The sequence below is a fragment of the Cognatishimia sp. F0-27 genome (genome assembly GCF_020667845.1).
Lineage (GTDB): Bacteria > Pseudomonadota > Alphaproteobacteria > Rhodobacterales > Rhodobacteraceae > JAFMPQ01.
The window spans coordinates 40,079-59,534 of the sequence record NZ_JAFMPQ010000028.1; the positions used below are offsets into that span (position 1 = coordinate 40,079).

The following is a 19,456-nucleotide window of genomic DNA, read 5'->3' on the forward strand; positions in this document are numbered from 1 at the left end:
GCGGCGCGCCCCCTCGGCGTGCGCCCGCCGACCACCGCCTCTGGATCTTGTCGTGGGGCGTGCGCTGTTCCCTTTGCCTTTGCGCGGGGCAGGATTTCGAATCGGTGAAGCAAACTGCGCCTTCGGTCTGTCTCCAAAGGGGCACTCGGCGCGCCGACATGCTCCACGAGAGCCCGGCACACACCGGACCGCAATCGTCGAAAATATCCGCAGCGCGCCGACGCACGGAAAGAAGAATGGCTGACGTTTTTCAGGTGACTTTGGGCATGCCTGTTCTGCGGTGCTGCGCATCCATTGTCCTGCCCGAGACGACGGAAGATTTGGGCGCGGGTCCGCAGCCGTCCCACCGGGTCTGACCAGGCTGATCCGCAGGCTTGTCCGCGAAGTCGGGCGCGCTGGCCTTCGCCGTCCGGGGCTTCGGAATGGGCTACGCGCCGGGCGACGGGGTGCAGCGCAGGGCGCCACGCTGGACCGGGTGATGACCCCGTTCGGCCGCTGCACCCGGCGACGGACGGATCAGCCGATCTGTTCCTCAAGCCTGTCGGTGGCCGGAGGTGGTGCCGGCATCAGCGCGGAGAGCTCGGCATACAGCGTCGCGTCCATCTCGAAACTCATTGCCGCAAGGGACGGACGCAGCTGCTCGACACTGCGCGCGGACAGGATTGGCCGGGGTCTCAACGGGTGATGCGCAACCCATGCGGCGGCCAGCGTTGCGGGTTCCACGTCATAGGTCTTGGCCAATTCGGTCAACCGCCCGGCGGCCTGATGCATTTTCTCGTCCGAGTAGCGCTTGGCATAATGCGCGTCTGTCGTGATCCGGCCCTCTTCGCCGCGCGCATATTTCCCGGTCAACAAGCCGCCCCCAAGCGGCGAATAGCTGTAGACGGCAATTGCCTGATCGGCGGCCATGGGCAGGATCTCCACCTCGGCTTGCCGCTTGACCAGGTTGTACATGGGCTGAATGGCGTCGATCCGCGTGCCGAGCGATCGGGCGATGCCCTGCGCTTTCATCACTTGCCACGCCGCGAAGTTCGACAACCCGATATGTCGGATCGATCCCTCGCTCTGAAGTTCGGCAAAGCCAGACAAGGTCTCTTCCAGAGGTGTATCGGGGTCGAACCGATGCAGGTAAAGCAAATCGACAAAATCCATGCCGAGGCGTTCAAGGCTCACAGCGAGGCTGGTCCGCAGCGCTTCGGCGGTGGCGGGCGCGTGATAGCAGGCCTTGGTCGCGATATAGAGGTCTTCTCGGCGGGATCCGGCAAACCGCCCGAGCAAGGTCTCGGATTCGCCGCCGTTATAAAGATAAGCTGTATCGAAATGCGTGATCCCCGCATCAAGCGCGGCGTTGAACAACGCCTCGCTGGCCTGCGCGTCCGCCCGGCCTCCGAATTGCATGGTTCCGAACGCATAAGGGCGCACGGATTTCCCCGAAACTGTGGTAACCTGTGTCATGTTGCGATCATGCCATGGAGAAAGTGCCATGGCAAAGGCCCACACAGCCGGCGTCGATGCCGGGCGCGTGGCGAGAGATGAAAAAGGAGCACCGGATGACCGTTGCGATCCGAACACTGCCACAGCGCGTCGCCGGGCTGGGCGTGTGTCTGGCGCTTGCCTTGGCACCGGTGGGCGCGGCTGCGACAGGGCCGCGCTGCACCGAAGATGCCATGATCGTGTTCGACGGATCGGGAAGCATGGCCGAAATCGGGTTCAATCTGATCGGAACGCCGCGCATCACCGAGGCCCGCGAAGCGCTGCATACCGCGATCCCGCCCATTGCAGAAGCACGCAGGCTTGGTCTTGTGATCTACGGGCCGGGTGGTGACGGGATCTGTTCAAACATCGACATGCGGTTTGGGCCGCAATGGAAAGCAGCCCCGAGAATCCTCGGCGATGTGGATGCCCTGCGCCCGGTTGGCGGCACTCCCCTTACCGAAAGCGTGCGCCTTGCAGCCGAGGCGTTGGACTACCGCAATCAGCCCGGCGCGATTGTCCTCGTCACCGATGGCGATGAGACGTGCGGTGGCGCACCCTGCCAACTCGCAGCCGAATTCGCGGCGGACGCTCCGGGCCTGACCGTGCACGTGATCGGTTTCAAGGTGCGGGGCAAGCATTTCGGCTGGGATGACGGGCTCGACTACAAGGACGCGGTGTCTGTTGCCCGCTGCCTCGCGGATCAAACCGGCGGACAGTATCTTTCTGCCGAAACGGTTCCGGAGTTGGTCGGCGCGCTGCGGGTCACGCTTGGCTGCTCGGTTTATTCCGGTCGCCCCGATGCCGATGCAGGAGAAGACGGCATCTTGCGGCGCTGATCCTGTCTCGGCGGCGTTGCACGACGGGGTTTCCAGCCCATGCTGACCCGCGTTTTAGTCTGTCAGCGCACCGCGATACGACCATTGGCAATGAACAGGCGGGATCAAGCTCTCACCTTTGGGGCCGTCTCTCGTGCGGCCTCGACTGCGTGGTTGGGCGGAGCCGGATGGGGATGCGCCATGTCTGACGGGTGTTCGGGACGGGGGCGACTGACAGGCCCAGCCCGTCCGGATCGCGCCATCCGAGAGCGCCAAAAACAAAGCCCCCGGCGCGGACCGGGGGCTTCATGATGGTGCGTCGCTTTGGTGCGGTCGGTCAGTTCGGGATTTCGCCCGTGATGCCTTCCACGTAGAAGTTCATCCCGGCAAGCGTGCCGTCATCGGCCACTTCGCCTTCGCCGAGCCATGCCGAACCGTCCTGCTTGTTGATCGGACCGGTGAAGGGGTGATATTCGCCCGCGGTGATCGCGGCGACCATGTCGTTGACCTCTTGCTGCACGTTTTCCGGGACCAGCGCGTTCATCTCACCGATGACCACCTCGCCTTCGGGCATCCCGGCCCAGCTGGCCTGCTGCTCCCATGTGCCGTCCATCACCGCTTGCACGCGCTTGATGTAATAGGGGTTCCAGTTGTCGATGATCGAGGCAACGCGCGGGCCGGGCGTGCCGTCATCATTGGTCATGAACGCGGCCATGTCGGAGGCCTGTCCGAAACCGATGACCTTGCCGCCTTCCTTGGCGGCTTCGGCGAGCGGCGCGGTCGAGTCGGTATGTGCCGTGATCACATCGACCCCCTGATCGATCATGGCGCGCGCGGCGTCGGCCTCCTTGGCCGGGTCGAACCACGTGTAGACCCAGGTCACAACCAGCTCCACATCCGGGTTTACCTTCTGCGCGTGCAGGAAGTAGCTGTTGATCCCCTGGATTACTTCGGGGATCGGGAAGGAGGCAATATAGCCGATCTTGTTGGTTTCGGTCATCGAGCCCGCGATGTGACCGACCACGGCGCGGCCCTCGTAGAAGCGCGCATCATAGGTCGATACGTTCGGATGCTCGCGCTTGTAGCCTGTAGCGTGCTCGAATTTGATATCGGGAAACTTTTCGGCAACCGCGTTGGTCGCATCCATGTAGCCGAAAGACGTGGTGAAGATGATGTCACAGCCGGAAAGCGCCATCTGAGTCAGCGCGCGCTCGGCATCCGCGCCTTCGGGCACCGACTCCTGCCATGCGATCTCGACCTTGTCGCCGAACTCTTCTTTCACGGCCAGCGCACCCTGATGGTGCTGATAGGTCCAGCCGCCGTCCCCGATCGGGCCGACATAGATGAAGCAGGCCTTCGTGGTCTCGCTGTGGCTTGCGGCGAAAGCCGATGAGCCAAGCGCCAGCGCCAGCGCGGCGCCCGTCATGAGTGTTCTTCGGATCATTGCGATTCTCCCGAGTTGGTCGTTATTTTGGTTTTTGTCGTTTCGGCGTTATTTACTGTCAGTTCCTCATCGGCTGCAAGCAAGGCCGCGGTCACGATGCCCGTTGGAATGGCGATAATGGCGAGACCGATGAAAACAATGGCAGTTGTAAAGAGCCGCCCGGCAAGCGTGATGGGATAGGCATCGCCATAGCCGACCGTTGTCAGCGTCACCACCGCCCACCACAGCGCATGCGGGATCGACGCAAAGACTTCCGGCTGCGCCTCGTGCTCGAACACATAGATCCCCACCGCGGCGAGAAAGATCGTCACGAAGCCCAGGATCGCAAACAGGGCGAGGGCTTCCTTGGTGCGCGACATCGCAAGCAGCAGACGCTTGCTCGCGGCGTCGAATGCGGGCAGGCGCAGCAAGTGAAAAATCCGCAGGACCCGCAGGGCGCGCAGCACCACGAATTGCGGAGAAACGAAGACCAGCGCCGGCAGCCATGCCAGCAAGTCAACAAGCCCCCAGAAGCTTAACACGTAGCGCCACGGTCGACCCGCAAGCGCCGCGCGGAGGAAGTATTCAACCGCAAAAATCGCGATGAAGCCGTTCTCGATCTGTCGGAACAGGATTTCGCGTCCCGCTCGGATTTCCGGAACCGACTCCAGCGTGATCACCACCAACGAGATGAGGATTAGCCCGAGGCTGGCGAGACGCCAAAAGCGCGAAGACGCAGGTTCGTTCGGGTTATGTTTCATCAGTCTCTAGCTGGATGCGTGAAACGGACGCGCGAGCGATGCCGGGGCGCCATGCGCGCCGCGCGCGGAAATCACGATCAGAACGAGGATCGTGATCAGGTAGGGCGATGCCGACAAGAGCGCCACTGGCACATTGGCCCCCGCGGCCTGAAGGTTGAGTTGAAGCACGGTGACGCCGCCGAACAGATACGCCCCGACAAGGATCCGACCCGCGCGCCAGCTTGCAAACACGACGATGGCCAGAGCAATCCAGCCCGCCCCTGCGGTCATGCCTTCGGTCCATTGCGGCACGCGGACGAGGCTGAGATACGCGCCGCCCAGCCCAGCGCAGGCCCCGCCGAAAAGGATGGCCAGAAAACGCACCCGCACCACACGGTAGCCAAGCGCATGGGCGCTGTCATGGCTTTCGCCCACAGCCCGCAGGATCAGACCGGCGCGGGTGTATTTCAGGAAGGCCCAGACGCAGACCACCAGCAAGAGACTGAGATAGACCATGATGTCATGCGAAAAGAGCATGCGTCCAACCACGGGCAGATCGCTCAGGATCGGGATGTCCAGCTTGGGCAGGGTCGGGGACTTGATGCCCTCGTAAGGCTTGCCGATCAGCGAAGAAAGCCCGAGCCCCACAAGTGTGAGCCCGAGCCCGGTGGCGACCTGATTTGACAACAGGAACTGCGTCAGCAGCGCGAAGGCCGACGACAGAAGCGCACCGGCCAGCGCCGCGGCGACGAAACCGAACATCGGGCTGCCGGAGTTGACCGCAAAGGCAAAGCCGACCACGGCGCCCGTGATCATCATGCCCTCAACCCCGAGGTTCAGCACGCCGGCCTTTTCGACCACCATCTCGCCAATGGCGGCAAGCAGGATCGGCGTTGCGGAAACCATGATCGAAGCGACCAGAAGGACAACGGAAATCGAGCCCAGATCCATTACGAAACCTCCCGTGCCGCAAACCTCAGGCGGTAGTTGGTGAAGACATCCGTTGCCAGCAGGAAGAAGAGCAACATGCCCTGAAACAGCTGGATCGATGCGCCCGGCACGCCCAGCATCAGCTGCGCAAGCTCGCCGCCGATATAGGTCAGCGCCATGAGCAGCCCGGCCAGCAGGATGCCGACCGGATGCAGGCGACCGAGAAAGGCGACGATGATCGCCGTGAAGCCGTAGCCGGAATTGAAATCGATGCTGATTTGTCCGGCAGGCCCCGTGACTTCGAAGAGGCCCGCCAAGCCCGCAAGCGCCCCGGAAATGCCAAGGCACAGGATCACGATCCGCGTCGGGTTCACCCCTGCAAATCGCGCCGCCCGCGGCGCCTCTCCCGTGAGACGGATATGAAACCCCTGAATATGGCGGGCCATGAGCACGTAGGCGGCGATCACGGCAATGAAGGCAAAGACAACGCCCCAATGCATGCCCGTGCCCGAGATCAGCTCCGCATTATGGGTCGCGTCCCACTGTTTGAAATTGCGCGAGCCCGGGAAGCCCATGCCCTCGGGATTTCGCAGCAACCCGGACGACACCGAAGCCAGAATGTTCTCGGCAACGTAAACCAGCATAAGCGAGACAAGGATCTCGTTGGTTCCGAAGCGCGTCTTCAGGACCGCCGGTATCATCGCCCAGGCCCAGCCGCCCAAGGCGCCCGCAACGATCATCAGCGGAAAGATCAGCACGCTCTCGGACGGGTAGAAGGCCAGCCCTGCGCCGGCGCCGCAGATGGCGCCCATGATGTATTGGCCCTCTGCCCCGATGTTCCAGATCCCGGCCCGAAAGCCGATGGACAGCCCGATCGCGATCAAGATGAGCGGGCCCGCCTTCACAAGCAATTGCGGACGGGTGAAGGCGGCAAATTGCGGGTTGAAGATCGGATCCCAGAAGATCGTCCGGATGGCCTCGACAGGATCGGCACCCTGCCATGCAAAGAGCATCCCGCCGACGACCATCGTCAGGGCCACCGCGATCAAGGGGGTCACGGCGGTCCAGAACCGCGACGGTTCGGGGCGTTTCTCAAGCCGTATCATGTCGACCCTCCCGCGCCGATCAAATCCGGCGTCGCGTCGTGGCGTGGTTCTCCGGGCCGGGACACCGAAGACGCGGCCACCGGAGCGCGGCTTTCACGACGTGCCCATCCGGCGGGATCTGGCGATGCGGGAATCCGGCTCTCGTGCCGCAAATCCTGAGGGGCCGTCCCGTTGGCGGGACCGCGAGCGGATTGCGCGGGATCAGTGGACATCATGCGCCACCTCCATGTCATGCGCACCACCCATCATCAGCCCGATCTTCTCCATGTCGAGCTCTGCAACGGGCCGCGCGGCAGATAGGCGCCCCTCATTCAGCGCGGCGAAGCGATCCGAGATTTCCATTAACTCGTCAAGATCCTGGCTGATCACCACGATCGCGGCGCCCTTGGCGGCGAGGTCGAGGATGGCTTGACGGATGGCGGCGGCAGCGGCGGCATCCACGCCCCAGGTCGGCTGGTTCAGGACAAGCACGTCCGGGCGTTGCAGGATTTCTCGACCCACCACGAATTTTTGCAGGTTGCCCCCGGAAAGCGCCCGCGCCGCGACGCCGGGTCCGGGGGTGCGCACGTCAAATGCGTCGATCACACGTTCGGCAAAACGCCGCGCGTCGCCCCAGCCGATAAATCCGCGGCTGACCAAGTTCTCTCGCCGGGCGGCGGTCAGCACGCCATTCTCGATGAGGCTCATATTTGGCGCGGCCGCATGGCCCAGCCGTTCTTCAGGCCCCGAGAGCAAGCCCGCATCGCGTCGGGCAACGGGACCGAGCCGTGCGATATCCTTGCCCTTGAGCGCCACCGTCCCGGCAGGCGCAATGCGCTCCCCGGACAGGGCGGCAAGCAATTCGTCCTGCCCGTTCCCGGCCACGCCCCCGATGCCCAGAACCTCGCCGGCGGCCACGGCAAAGGACACATCGCGCAGCGGTGTCGAAAAGGCATCCGGTGCTGGCAGGCTCAAGGAACGGATTTCCAGCAGGACGTCTCCGCGTGTGCGGCTCTGTGCGACCGGTGTGGCAAAACTGGACCCAACCATCATCTCGGCGAGCTTGCGGGCGGTTTCCTCCGCTGGCGTGCAGGTCGCGACCTTCTTGCCGCGGCGCAGAATGGTGGCGTGATCGCAGAGCGTGCGGATCTCCTCCAACTTGTGGGAGATGTAGAGGATGGCCGTGCCCTCGGTTTTCAGCTTTCGAAGCGTCTCGAACAGGATCTCGACTTCTTGCGGGGTCAGCACCGATGTCGGCTCATCCATGATCAGGAGCCGTGGGTCCTGCAACAGGCACCGGATGATTTCCACGCGCTGGCGCTCCCCGGCCGACAGCGTTCCGACGAGCCGGTGCGGATCGAGCGGCAGCCCGTAGGCTTCCGACACGTCGCGGATCCGTGCCGCCAGAGCGCCGGGCTTGGGCGGATCATCCATGCCGAGCGAGACATTCTCCGCCACGTCAAGCGCGTCAAAAAGCGAGAAGTGCTGGAACACCATGGCAACGCCGGATTGCCGTGCTTCTGACGGGCTGCCGGGGGCGAAGGCCGCGCCATCGATGCGCATGCTGCCGCGGTCAGGAGCGACCAGACCGTAGATCATCTTGACCAGCGTGGACTTGCCCGCACCGTTCTCTCCGAGAAGCGCGTGAATCTCGCCCGTGCGAATGTCAAACGACACGTCGTCATTGGCGACAACGCCCGGGTAAGCCTTGGTCAGGCCGGTGATGCTGAGGAGTGTGTCGGCCACGCGCTGCTGGTCCTCTCGGATCGATTGGTGATTGAGGTGTAATGGTCAACGATCTCCGCGGCCACACCAATGGCGATGGCCTGAGGATGTTTTCCAAGCGATTTCTGTCCGATCGGGCAGGTGATGCGGTCGATCTGCGCGCGATCATGCCCGAGATCGGCGAGCCGTGACTTGAAACGCGCCCATTTGGTCCGTGACCCTATCAGGCCGCAAAACCCGAAGCGGTGGCCGAGTGCCGCATGGCACAGGGTGAGATCCAATGCGTGGGAATATGTGAGGATGATATGCGCCGCATCGCCCGGTGCGCGTGGCATCAACAGCGCGGGTTCCGCCGCGGGGATCGCCGTGACGCCCTGCGGAACCTGTTGGGGAAAGCGGTCGTTCGCCGTATCGACCCACGTGATCGCGAGATCGGGCAGCGGCGCCAGGAGGGAGACAATCGCGCGTCCCACATGTCCCGCGCCCCAGATCCAGACCGGGTTTTGGGGGTGCAGGACCGGTTCCACCATCCAGCCATCCACAAGACCGGTTGGCACGGGCGCACCCCGCGAACGCGCACGCTCCGCGATGCGCGCAACGGCCAGCGGCCGCGCGCCGGGGCCGCGCGCGAGCAGGGCGCTGTCTCTGATCTCAGACAGGCTGTCCGCGTCCCAGGTCTCGGTCCAGAGGGTGACGGAACCGCCGCAGCATTGACCGAGTTCCGGCCCAAGCGCGTGGCGGCTTGCCCCGCGTCGCGTAAAGGCCTGTCGAGAGGCTTCGTATTCCAGCGTGCCGCCGCCTATGCTCCCTGATTGCCCGCCGGGCCAGAGGAGCATCGCCGCACCGGGCTCGCGCGGGCTGGAGCCTTGCACCGCCGCGATCACCACGCGGGCGACGGTTCCATGGCGCTTCACCGCGTCGCGCAGCTCTTCGAGGTCAATCGCCATCGCGCACCCTTTGGATCGCCGACAGAACCCGCTCCGGCGTTGCCGGCGCATGAAGGTCCGGATAACGCGAGCCATGGGCGGAAATGGCATCCGACAGCGCCATCAATGCAGAAATGCCAAGCATGAAAGGGGGCTCACCCACGGCTTTGGACCGATAGATCGTGTCTTCGCGATTGGCCCCGTCCCAAAGCGCGACATGGAACACGTCCGGTCGGTCGGAGCAGGCCGGGATCTTGTAGGTCGAAGGGGCATGCGTGCGCAGCCGGCCTTCACTGTCCCAGACCAACTCTTCGGTCGTGACCCACCCGACACCCTGAACGTAGCCACCCTCGATCTGGCCGATATCCAGAGCCGGATTCAGCGAGGTACCGCAATCATGCAGGATGTCGGCCCGCAGGATCCGGTATTCGCCCGTCAGGCTGTCGACCACTACCTCCGTGCAGGCCGCACCATAGGCAAAGTAGAAAAACGGCCGGCCCCGTCCCTTGATCCGGTCCCATTGCAATCCGGGCGTCTTGTAGAACCCGGTGGAGGAGAGGCTGACCCGCCCCTCGTAACACAGCGTCGCCGCTTCGCCGAAGGACAGAACGGCGTCGCCCACATGCACGTGCCCGTCGGCAAACCGCACCGTCCCGGGCTCCGTCTGATACAGGCGTGCCAGATGCTCCGCCATCCGGTCGCGGATCGTGTCGCAAGCGGCCTTTACGGCCATACCGTTGAGGTCCGACCCCGATGACGCCGCCGTGGCAGAGGTGTTGGGCACCTTGGCGGTGTCGGTGGCGGTGATCCTGATCGCCTCGGGGGATAGGCCAAAGCGACTGGCAGCGACTTGCGCCACTTTCTGGAACAGACCCTGCCCCATCTCGGTGCCGCCATGATTCATGGCGATGGAGCCGTCCTGGTAGACATGCACCAACGCCCCGGCCTGATTGAGATGGGTCAGGGTGAAAGAGATGCCGAACTTCACCGGGGTCAATGCGATGCCGCGTTTGAGCACGGGCGATTGCGCGTTCCACGCCGCAATTGTTTCCCGCCGCTTGGTATAGTCTGCATCGCGTTCCAACCGGTCGGTCATCGCGTGAAGGATGAAGTCCGTCACGGCCTGCCCGTAAGGCGTCGTCTGGTGCTGCGGCGCCCGAACCCTGTCCGGCTGCGGGGCGCCGGGCATCTGCGACACAGTTGGTGACGCACCGCGCGTGGTGCTGTCCGCGTCTTTCTTTGGGCCTGAAATATCCCGGGGGGCGTTCGGCTGCGCCGAACGGGGGGCTGGCCCCCCGCCTGCGTCCACATCCTGCGCCGCGGCATAATAATTCGCGCGCCTGACCGCCAAGGGATCCGTGCCCAGGTGGTGCGCCACGTGATCCATGACGCGTTCGATGCCAAGCATCCCCTGTGGTCCGCCAAACCCCCGGAACGCGGTGGCCGATTGGGTGTTCGTGCGCAAACGGTGGCTTTCGATCCGGATGGCCGGCAGGTGATATGCGTTATCCGCATGCAGCATCGCGCGGTCGGCCACCGGCAGCGAGAGATCCTGCGCCCAGCCGCAGCGCGCATATTGCACGAATTCGACACCGAGGACCCGCCCCTCTGCATCAAACCCCGCGCGGTAGGCAATCCGGAAATCGTGGCGTTTGCCGGTGATCATGAAGTCGTCATCGCGATCATAACGCATCTTCGCGGGCCGGCCCGTCTTTGCCGCAACCACCGCGCAGGCGATCGCAAGCGCGTTGCCCTGGCTTTCCTTGCCGCCGAAGCCGCCGCCCATGCGGCGCGTCTCGACCCGCACGCCGTGCATCGGAAGATGCAGGGCATGAGCAACCTTGTGCTGGATCTCGGTCGGGTGTTGCGTCGAGGCATGCACAAGAATGTCGCCGCCTTCCTGCGGTATCGCGAGGGCGGTCTGCCCTTCGAGATAGAAGTGCTCCTGCCCACCCATCTCGATCTCGCCTTCGATCCGGTGCGGGGCTGTATCGATCGCCTCTCCCGCGTCGCCCTTGCTCCAGACACGGGGGCCGTCTTCGAAGCGCGACTCCGCGGCCAGAGCGTCATCGATGGTCAGGATCGCATCCCGCGTCTCAAACAGGATCTCGGCGGCCTTCACGGCCTTGCGTGCCGCGAGGTATGAGGTTGCGGCGACGAGAAAGACCGGCTGGCCAAAATAATGGATCGTCTTGCCAGACAGCATCGGCTCGTCATGGGCCGATGGCGAGCAATCACAGTCGGAGGGCAGGTCGTTGGCCTCCCATACGCCGACAACGCCCGGCGCATGACGCACGGCCTCAAGGTCGATGGACTTGATCCGACCCGCCGCGACTTGCGACAGGCCGAAGGCGAGGTGCAGACACCTGGCCGGTGTCGGAATATCATCGACATAGCGCGCCGCACCGGTGACGTGCAGCCGTGCTGCATCATGGGGAAGGGGTTTGCTCACGCTCATGGCGTCACCTCAAGCACGGAAACCGCTTCGCCCCGATCCTCGAGGAAATACCGCCGTAGCATGTTGCGTGCGCTGTCGAGCCGGTAGCCGGCGGAGGCCCGCATATCCGTCATCGGCGCAAAGTCCTCTTCCCAGGCATCCTGTGTGCTGGCGAGTGTGGCGTCGCTCCAGGGCTTGCCGACAAGCGCGCGCTCCACGTGGCTCGCGCGTTTCGGAATGCCGGCCATGCCGCCAAAGGCGATGCGTGCGGCGGTGACTATGTCGTCCTCCACGGTGATCGAAAACGCCCCACAGACGGCAGAGATGTCCTGATCGAAGCGCTTCGAGAGCTTGTAGACCCGCAGGCGGTCTTTCTGGACAGGAATCGTGATGGCCTCCACGAACTCTCCGGGGGCGCGGTCCTGTTGCCCATAGGCGATGAAGAAGTCCTCAATGGCCATGACGCGCCGATCCTGCCCACACCGCAGGTGCAGTCGCGCGTCGAGCGCGATCAGCGCGGGTGGATTGTCCCCGATGGGGGAGCCGTTGGCCACGTTGCCGCCAATCGTCGCGGCCGCCCGCACCTGCGCCGAGCCATAGCGGCGGATCATTTCCGCGTAGGACGGGTGTCGGTCCCGCATCGCCAAAAGCATCCGATCCATGGTGACCGCCGCCCCGATCCGGAGCCCGTCTTCGGTCTCCTCGATCTGCTGCAAGTCCGTGCACCGTCCCAGAAACAGAACCGGCCCCAGATCGCGCAGCCCTTTGGTCACCCAGAGGCCCACATCGGTGGCGCCTGCGATGAGCGTGGCATCGGGTGTCCTCAAAAGCGCGTCTGCGAGCGCATCGGCGCTGTCCGGAGCCATGTCGAGCGGCGCCGGTTGTTGTGGCATGCGAAAGCCCTTGGCGGGTTCGAGCCAATCCGGCACGGGCGCCTGTTCGGCTGCTTGTGCGGCCCGGATGATCGGCGCATAGCCGGTGCAGCGGCACAGGTTGCCCGCCAGCGCGTCGTCATGCGCGGTGTCCCCATTGAGATGTGCCACGGCCATCGAAACCACGAAGCCGGGCGTGCAAAACCCGCATTGCGAGCCATGGTGATCCACCATCGCCGATTGCACCGGGTGCAGGCCGCCATCAGGGCCGCTCAGCCCTTCGACAGTGCGCACCGCCTTGCCGTGGAGTTGCGGCAGGAACAGAATGCAGGCGTTCAGAGCCTTGGCCCCCTCCACATCCGCCACCATGACGGTGCAAGCGCCGCAATCGCCTTCGTTGCAGCCTTCCTTTGTGCCCGTGAGACCGCGTTCCTCGCGCAGCCAATCCAGCAGCGTGACGGTCGGGGCCACATCGCGTAGCGACACGCTCTCTCCGTTCAGAAGAAAGGTGATATCCATTGTGAAAAACCTGCCGCTATACCAAAACTGCCCCTGTTCGAGGGTGGCGCCTTCGATGCGGCGTAGAAGCTGCGCCATCTTGATTTCCGGGTCCGAGCGTAGAAGGCCGATACGGAACTTGGCAAGCCAAAAACCGCGTTTGGGGACGGTGAACCGTCTCAATGCCTCAGATCGCGGCGTTCGGCGCGCCTCCGAAACCGGTCCTGCCCGCCCTGTCATTTGCGAACAGGGTGGACGTCTGGGTGACGGTGTTGACAAGCGCAGGGTCTTGCAAAGGCGCATATCGCCACTGAATGACGGCACCAATCTGGCATCGCCGCCGCCGACCTTTTGGACCCGCCCTCGCGGGCAAGGACGCCGGTGCCAATGACCGCACTTCCGCGGATGTTTTGGGGGGTGGGCTTCTGCGCGCAGGTCTCGCGGTGTGACACGCTGAAAAGCAAGAGATGCGGGCGGACGCTCTTCGATATCGAAAAAGCCTGCGTGGCAAAGCTGCCTGTGAAGACGCTCCGCAGCTATCGGAGCGCCGGAGGCCAACCCGAGGAAGGACAATTCAAGGGATGGTAGGAATTGTAGCCGCGACAGCGGTCGGCTTGATGCTGACAGGGTGCGGGCGCTACCACCGCATGCCCGATACCTGCCGGGTGATAAACCCCAATCACGGGATAGACCAGCGGCGTGCCAGGCACGCTCCCCCCCCAATCTCAAAGGGTATCATTATCGGGACGTGCTTTTTGCGCCCGGTTATTCCGGAGCTTTTCCGGCCAGTATCGAAGATGCCGAGAGCGCGCGGGCGAGCGCGCTGCGCGTCTTGCTGCCGCCGGAGTGTTTGACGACGATGACGCGGGTGCGATCGTGCCGGGTGGCGCCGGAACGACCACCAATGGAATTGGAGCCATACCACTAATTGGTGCGGATGGCGGAGGGATGAGCCCCGGCGGGTTGGCCGTATATACGTCCGCGAGCGTCGTCGGTGCCGCCGCGAGTGGCGGTGGCTCTGGCGGTTCAGCGTCTCAGACCAACAACGGAGCCCCTCCCGATCATGTCAGGATCAGCCGGGTTCACCGCGTGGCGACATCGCGCGGCAGACCGGATGGTCCCGTGATCTCGAGGATGAGTTTGCGCTTCACCGCATCGGCAAAGCTGGAGCGATCTTCTGCGGTGACCACAAACGCGCCGCGCCCGCCGATGATCTGTGCTTCATAGGCCGCTTCGAGTCCCCCATGCGCCCGACCGGGATCGTTGGGACGCAGGATCGGCAGCGCATTGATCGTCACACCGGCGGCCAGAACGGTCTCCCGCGCGCTTGCGATGGAGGGGCCGGAGTAGTTGTTGACACTGTCGCCCGAGAAATCGATCACCCGGCGCCATCCGTCGAAGCTGTTGGTTTCCATCAGGCGCAGCCCTTCCAGAAGCGCTGCCCCAATGGCATTGCGTCCATAGGCCTGCCGCGGTTTGTCCTGCAGCGCATTGGCAAACGCGGCGGCGGAAGCGGCATCCTCGATCCGCATCCAATCCACAACCACCGCCTGATTGGCGGCCCATTCCACATAGGTCACGGCAATCGAGCCATAGGCGGTGTTGCGGATTGCGGCGAGCACTTCCGGATCGGTCATCGCCTGCGCATAGCCTTCACGCTGTAGCGCGATCTCGCGGGAGTCGATCGATCCCGACGCATCCGCCAGAAGAACGAGTTCGAGGTCGGTGTCCTGTGCCGCCGCGCGCCCGGACAGGGCAAGGCTGATCAGGCACACCATGAGAAGAAATCTGAGCATGTCAGAGGCTACCGCGCCATTTGAGGCGGATCAACGCGGAATGCCGCGCGCGCGCCCATACTGAACCAGTCACAACGGGATGGAGACCATTATGCGAATATTTCTGGCATGTTTGACGGCCGCAACGATCATCGGCGGACAGGCAACCGCGCAGGAACCAAGCGAAGGCGAGGCCTTGTTCGAGCGGCATTGCGCAAGCTGTCACGGTGCAGCGGCGGAAGGGGATGGCCCCTTGAGCGGTGCCTTGCTGATCACACCGCCGGACCTGACGGCTCTGAGTGCGCGCAATGACGGGATCTTTCCGATGCAGCGGGTGATCGAAAGAATTGACGGGCAAGACCCTCTGGCAAGCCACGGATCCCCAATGCCGGTATTTGGCCCCTTCTTTCAGGGCGTCATGGATGTGCCGATGAAGGCGGATTCCGGTCAGCCGGTTCTGGTATCGCAGCCGATTGCCGATATTGTCGCCTATCTGCGCAGCATCCAGATGCCCTGATCGGGGAGGCCTGTCGGTTTGGGGCCGGCACGGCTCGATGGCGTGCACCCTCTTTGGTCCTGAGAAGCCCGCCATGGAGGGGCTTTCGCGTCTCGGATCTGTGCCGCGTCCGGCTGCTCATCCGCCAAATGATCCGGCGGAGCGCGCGCGCCCTGCATTCAACCGTCCGCGTCGGTCGATCCGCGGAGCGCGTTGTTGACCGGCCTCGGGGCGGTGCAGCCGGTTGTGGCCGCCTGCGCGCGGTTTCTGCATCGCGGACAGGGCTGAAACGATCAAATGTGGTGTGGCGGCCACCAAGCGGCGCACCGGGCGTGCGGACGGCATTCCCGGGTTTGGTCGCTTGACCCGCGTGGATGGCCTTAATGAGGGCTGCCCGTGCCAAGACTGCTTGCTGGGCAGAAGTCAGGCAAAGCGCGCGTGCGGCGGTTGGAACGCCGCGTCGCGAGTCCACAGGGCTGTTCCTGCTCCGGGTATCCGTTTGGGCCGACTTTCGGATCTCGTGTGTCCGGCGGACAGCATGGCCGGATGCGGCTTGGGACATCTCGGCATATCTTGGGGTTTTACAGCCTTTCAACACAGCCTATCGTGGCCGTATGTCCGATCCCCGATTCATTCACCTGCGCACACATACAGAGTATTCGCTCCTGGAAGGCGCTCTCCGGCTCAAGAAGCTGCCCGGTCTGATCGCAGACATGGGCATGCCCGCTGTGGCGGTCACCGACACCAACAACCTCTTTGCCGCGCTCGAATTTTCGGTGATGGCAAGTGGAGCCGGTGTGCAGCCGATCATCGGATGCCAGATCGATCTGCGTTATCAGGAGCCGGAGCCCGGTCAACGGCCCAAAGCGCCGGCGCCCATCGTGTGCCTCGCGCAGACGGAGGCGGGATACGAGGCCTTGATGAAGCTCAACTCGTGCCTTTACCTGCGCGAAGGCTCGGAATTGCCGCATGTCACCGTGGACGAGTTGGCCCGGCATTCCGAGGACGTGATCTGTCTGACCGGCGGTCCGGACGGACCTGTGGGCCGGCTCTTGCAGGCGGGTCTGCGTCCGGCGGCGCGGGCGCTGATGGCGCGGCTCTCGGAGATTTACGGCGATCGGCTTTATGTGGAGTTGCAACGCCACCGCGACGAGGACGGTGCAGTCCCGGAAGCGGAACGCCTGTCGGAAAGCGGGCTTGTCGAGATCGCTTATGACATGGGGTTGCCGTTGGTTGCGACCAATGACGTGTATTTCCCGAAACCGGAGATGTACGAGGCGCATGATGCGTTGATCTGCATCGCCGAAGGCGCCTATGTCGATCAGCAACAACCGCGCCGACGCCTGACGGCACAGCATTACCTCAAGACGCCACAGGAAATGGCGGTGCTTTTCGCGGATCTTCCGGAAGCGCTTGAAAATACCGTTGAAATCGCGCGGCGCTGCGCCTTCATGGCGTATCGGCGGGATCCGATCCTGCCGCGATTTGCGGATGACGAGGTGGTGGAGCTGCGTCGGCAGGCTGTCGAAGGGCTCAAGGCGCGCCTGTCGGTGATCCCGCACGCCGCTTCTGTGGACGAGTATGAAAAGCGGCTCGAGTTCGAGCTGGGGATCATCGAGGGCATGGGCTTTCCCGGCTACTTCCTGATTGTGGCAGACTTCATCAAGTGGGCCAAGGATCAGGGCATCCCGGTGGGGCCGGGACGGGGGTCCGGTGCGGGCTCGCTGGTGGCCTATGCGCTTACGATTACCGATCTGGACCCGCTGCGGTATTCGCTCCTGTTCGAGCGGTTTTTGAACCCCGAACGGGTCTCGATGCCCGATTTTGACATCGATTTCTGCATGGATCGCCGCGAAGAGGTGATCCGCTACGTGCAGGACAAATACGGGCATGACCGGGTGGGTCAGATCATCACCTTTGGTGCGCTGCTTTCCAAGGCTGCGGTGCGTGATGTCGGCCGCGTGTTGCAGATGCCCTACGGACAGGTGGACCGCCTGTCCAAGATGATCCCGGTCGAAGGCGTCAAGCCGGTCAGCATCGAAAAGGCGCTGAAGGACGAGCCGCGTCTGGCGGAGGAGGCAAAAAACGAAGAGGTGGTCGACCGGCTTCTGACATACGGACAGCAGGTCGAAGGCTTGCTCCGGAACGCGTCCACCCACGCCGCCGGGGTCGTGATCGGCGACCGCCCGCTCGACGAGCTGGTGCCGCTCTACCGCGATCCACGCTCCGAAATGCCCGCGACGCAGTTCAACATGAAATGGGTGGAACAGGCCGGACTGGTAAAGTTCGACTTTCTCGGTCTCAAGACCCTGACAGTGATCCAGAACGCGGTGAACCTGATCCTGAAATCTGGCCGTCCGCTGCATGTGGCCGCTGATGGAACGGAGCTCTACAGCCCCGCGCCGGGCACGGAGAACGACATCGGGGCGATCCCGCTCGATGACGAGGCGTCCTACAAGCTTTATGCCGCAGCAAAGACCGTTGCGGTGTTCCAGGTGGAAAGCTCGGGCATGATGGATGCGCTCAAGCGCATGAAGCCGACCTGTATCGAGGATATCGTCGCCCTTGTTGCGCTCTACCGGCCCGGGCCCATGGAGAACATCCCCACCTATTGCGAGGTCAAGAACGGCAAGAAAGAGCGCGAGAACCTGCACCCCACGATCGATCACATCCTCGATGAGACGCAGGGCATCATCGTCTACCAGGAACAGGTGATGCAGATCGCGCAGGAGATGGCGGGCTATTCGCTCGGCGGTGCCGACCTTCTGCGCCGCGCGATGGGCAAGAAGATCCAGGAGGCGATGGACGCCGAACGGCCCAAGTTCCTTGCCGGTGCCAAGGAAAACGGTGTCGACAAGGACAAGGCGACGGAGGTCTGGAACCTTCTCGACAAGTTCGCCAATTACGGCTTCAACAAATCCCACGCGGCCGCTTACGCGGTGGTCAGCTATCAGACGGCGTGGCTGAAGGCCAACCACCCGGTCGAGTTCATGGCCGGGGTGATGAATTGCGATATCCATCTCACCGACAAGCTCTCCGTCTATTTCGAGGAAGTGAAGAAGGGTCTTGGCCTGCCCTGGGTGCCACCATGCGTGAACCGGTCACAGGCCGCTTTTGATGTGGTGGAGGGGAAGTTGGTCTACGCGCTGGGCGCGCTCAAGAATGTCGGTATGGAGGCGATGCGCCTCGTCACGGACGCCCGTATCGTCAACGGACAGGACAAGCCCTTCGCGACATTGTTCGATTTCGCGCGCCGCGTGGACCTCAAGAAAGTCGGCAAGCGCCCGCTGGAGATGATGGCCCGCGCCGGAGCCTTCGACACGCTGGATCGCAACCGGCACCGCGTGCTCGACAGCCTCGACGCGCTTGTGGCGTATTCTGCGGCGGTGCATGAGCAGCGCAATTCCAACCAGGTATCGCTTTTTGGTGAGGCGGGCGATGATCTTCCGGAACCGCGTTTGTCACCCGTGTCCGAGTGGATGCCGGGTGAACGGCTGGCCGAAGAGTTCAAGGCCGTGGGCTTCTACCTGTCGGGCCATCCGCTTGACGATGACATGCCCGCGCTCAAGCGTCGGGGTGTCTCGACCCTTGACGAGGTTACGGCAAAGGCAGAAGGGTCGCCTCTCGTGGCGAAGATGGCCGGTGTGGTCGCGGGGCGGCAGGAACGCAAGTCCGCCCGCGGAAATCGGTTTGCCTTCTGCCAGATGAGCGATCCGACCGGTGCGTTTGAAGTGACGCTGTTTTCCGAAGCGCTGGAAAAATCGCGCGAGCATCTCGAAACCGGTGCCAAGGTGGTGATCACCGTGGAAGCCACGATGGAAAGCGATCAGCTTAAGCTTCTGGGCCGGTCGGTTGTCCCGGCGGAGGGGACGGTCGCCGAGGCCGGTGCTGCGGGTCTGCGAATTTTTGTCGAGAACACGTCGGCGATGACACAGATTGCCAATGTGCTCACCCGGGCGGCGGAGCAGCTTCCCAAGGCGGCGCGCGGGCCGGTGCGGCTTTGTCTGGCGCATGACGATCTGCCCGGCGAGGTGGAGCTTGATCTGCAAGAACAGTTCCCCGTCACTCCTGAAATCCGGGGGGCCGTAAAGTCGCTTGATGGGGTCATGGCGATCGAGGAATTCTGATTGCCGGACCCCGTTTGCGGCGTTTGTGCCTCTGCGCTGGATTGCGCCGCATGAAACCGCTTCTCACATGCGGTGGACCGGATGCCCTCTGTGCAGTAGAACTGATGAACCGAGATTTGCGAGGATGCGCG

General features: G+C 63.6%; 13 protein-coding genes. 3 read left to right on the top strand and 10 right to left on the bottom strand.

The features are described from left to right. Positions 1-516 precede the first annotated feature (516 nt). Positions 517-1,455 carry an aldo/keto reductase gene (locus J1C49_RS15025; RefSeq protein WP_227446653.1) on the bottom strand — a complete coding sequence of 313 codons (939 nt, stop codon included), beginning with the start codon at positions 1,453-1,455 and terminating at the stop codon, positions 517-519. A gap of 95 nt (positions 1,456-1,550) precedes the next feature. On the opposite strand from J1C49_RS15025, the gene J1C49_RS15030 reads away from it, so the two are divergent. After that, positions 1,551-2,312, top strand: coding sequence for a VWA domain-containing protein (locus tag J1C49_RS15030; protein WP_227446654.1), 762 nt, complete (start codon positions 1,551-1,553; stop codon positions 2,310-2,312). A 316-nt stretch (positions 2,313-2,628) separates the two neighbouring features. On the opposite strand, the gene J1C49_RS15035 is transcribed toward J1C49_RS15030, so the two are convergent. From J1C49_RS15035 to J1C49_RS15075, 9 genes are all read right to left on the bottom strand, one after another. After that, positions 2,629-3,735 (bottom strand): BMP family ABC transporter substrate-binding protein, encoded by a 1,107-nt coding sequence (locus J1C49_RS15035; protein ID WP_227446655.1) that lies wholly within the window; start codon positions 3,733-3,735, stop codon positions 2,629-2,631. Further along, positions 3,732-4,475 (bottom strand): ion transporter, encoded by a 744-nt coding sequence (locus tag J1C49_RS15040; RefSeq protein WP_227446656.1) that lies wholly within the window; start codon positions 4,473-4,475, stop codon positions 3,732-3,734. Before J1C49_RS15040 ends, J1C49_RS15035 begins: the two co-directional genes overlap by 4 nt. Positions 4,476-4,481: 6 nt before the next feature. Continuing rightward, positions 4,482-5,405 carry an ABC transporter permease gene (locus J1C49_RS15045; protein WP_227446657.1) on the bottom strand — a complete coding sequence of 308 codons (924 nt, stop codon included), beginning with the start codon at positions 5,403-5,405 and terminating at the stop codon, positions 4,482-4,484. Continuing rightward, a complete protein-coding gene (locus J1C49_RS15050) occupies positions 5,405-6,490 on the bottom strand; it encodes an ABC transporter permease (RefSeq protein WP_227446658.1) in 1,086 nt (361 codons plus the stop codon). Before J1C49_RS15050 ends, J1C49_RS15045 begins: the two co-directional genes overlap by 1 nt. A 201-nt stretch (positions 6,491-6,691) precedes the next feature. Further along, entirely contained in the window at positions 6,692-8,215 is a 1,524-nt protein-coding gene (locus J1C49_RS15055; protein ID WP_227446659.1) for an ABC transporter ATP-binding protein, read from the bottom strand. Further along, positions 8,182-9,141, bottom strand: coding sequence for a xanthine dehydrogenase accessory protein XdhC (xdhC, locus tag J1C49_RS15060; RefSeq protein WP_227446660.1), 960 nt, complete (start codon positions 9,139-9,141; stop codon positions 8,182-8,184). The genes J1C49_RS15055 and xdhC overlap by 34 nt, the downstream gene beginning before the upstream one ends. Beyond that, positions 9,131-11,578, bottom strand: coding sequence for a xanthine dehydrogenase molybdopterin binding subunit (xdhB, locus tag J1C49_RS15065; RefSeq protein ID WP_227446661.1), 2,448 nt, complete (start codon positions 11,576-11,578; stop codon positions 9,131-9,133). The genes xdhC and xdhB overlap by 11 nt, the downstream gene beginning before the upstream one ends. Further along, on the bottom strand, positions 11,575-12,948 hold the full coding sequence (gene xdhA / locus J1C49_RS15070) for a xanthine dehydrogenase small subunit (protein WP_227446675.1): 1,374 nt from the start codon (positions 12,946-12,948) through the stop codon (positions 11,575-11,577). Before xdhA ends, xdhB begins: the two co-directional genes overlap by 4 nt. Before the next feature lie 1,061 nt (positions 12,949-14,009). Further along, positions 14,010-14,723: a DUF1194 domain-containing protein gene (locus tag J1C49_RS15075; RefSeq protein WP_227446662.1), complete on the bottom strand. Its 714-nt coding sequence runs from the start codon at positions 14,721-14,723 to the stop codon at positions 14,010-14,012. A gap of 91 nt (positions 14,724-14,814) precedes the next feature. Between J1C49_RS15075 and J1C49_RS15080 the strand changes: the two genes are divergently transcribed. Together J1C49_RS15080 and dnaE are read left to right on the top strand one after the other, a co-directional pair. Next, the gene (locus tag J1C49_RS15080) at positions 14,815-15,219 is read left to right on the top strand and encodes a cytochrome c (protein ID WP_227446663.1); all 405 of its coding nucleotides are present in this window, start codon (positions 14,815-14,817) and stop codon (positions 15,217-15,219) included. A 593-nt stretch (positions 15,220-15,812) separates the two neighbouring features. Continuing rightward, on the top strand, positions 15,813-19,325 hold the full coding sequence (gene dnaE / locus J1C49_RS15085; protein ID WP_227446664.1) for a DNA polymerase III subunit alpha: 3,513 nt from the start codon (positions 15,813-15,815) through the stop codon (positions 19,323-19,325). Positions 19,326-19,456 lie beyond the last annotated feature (131 nt).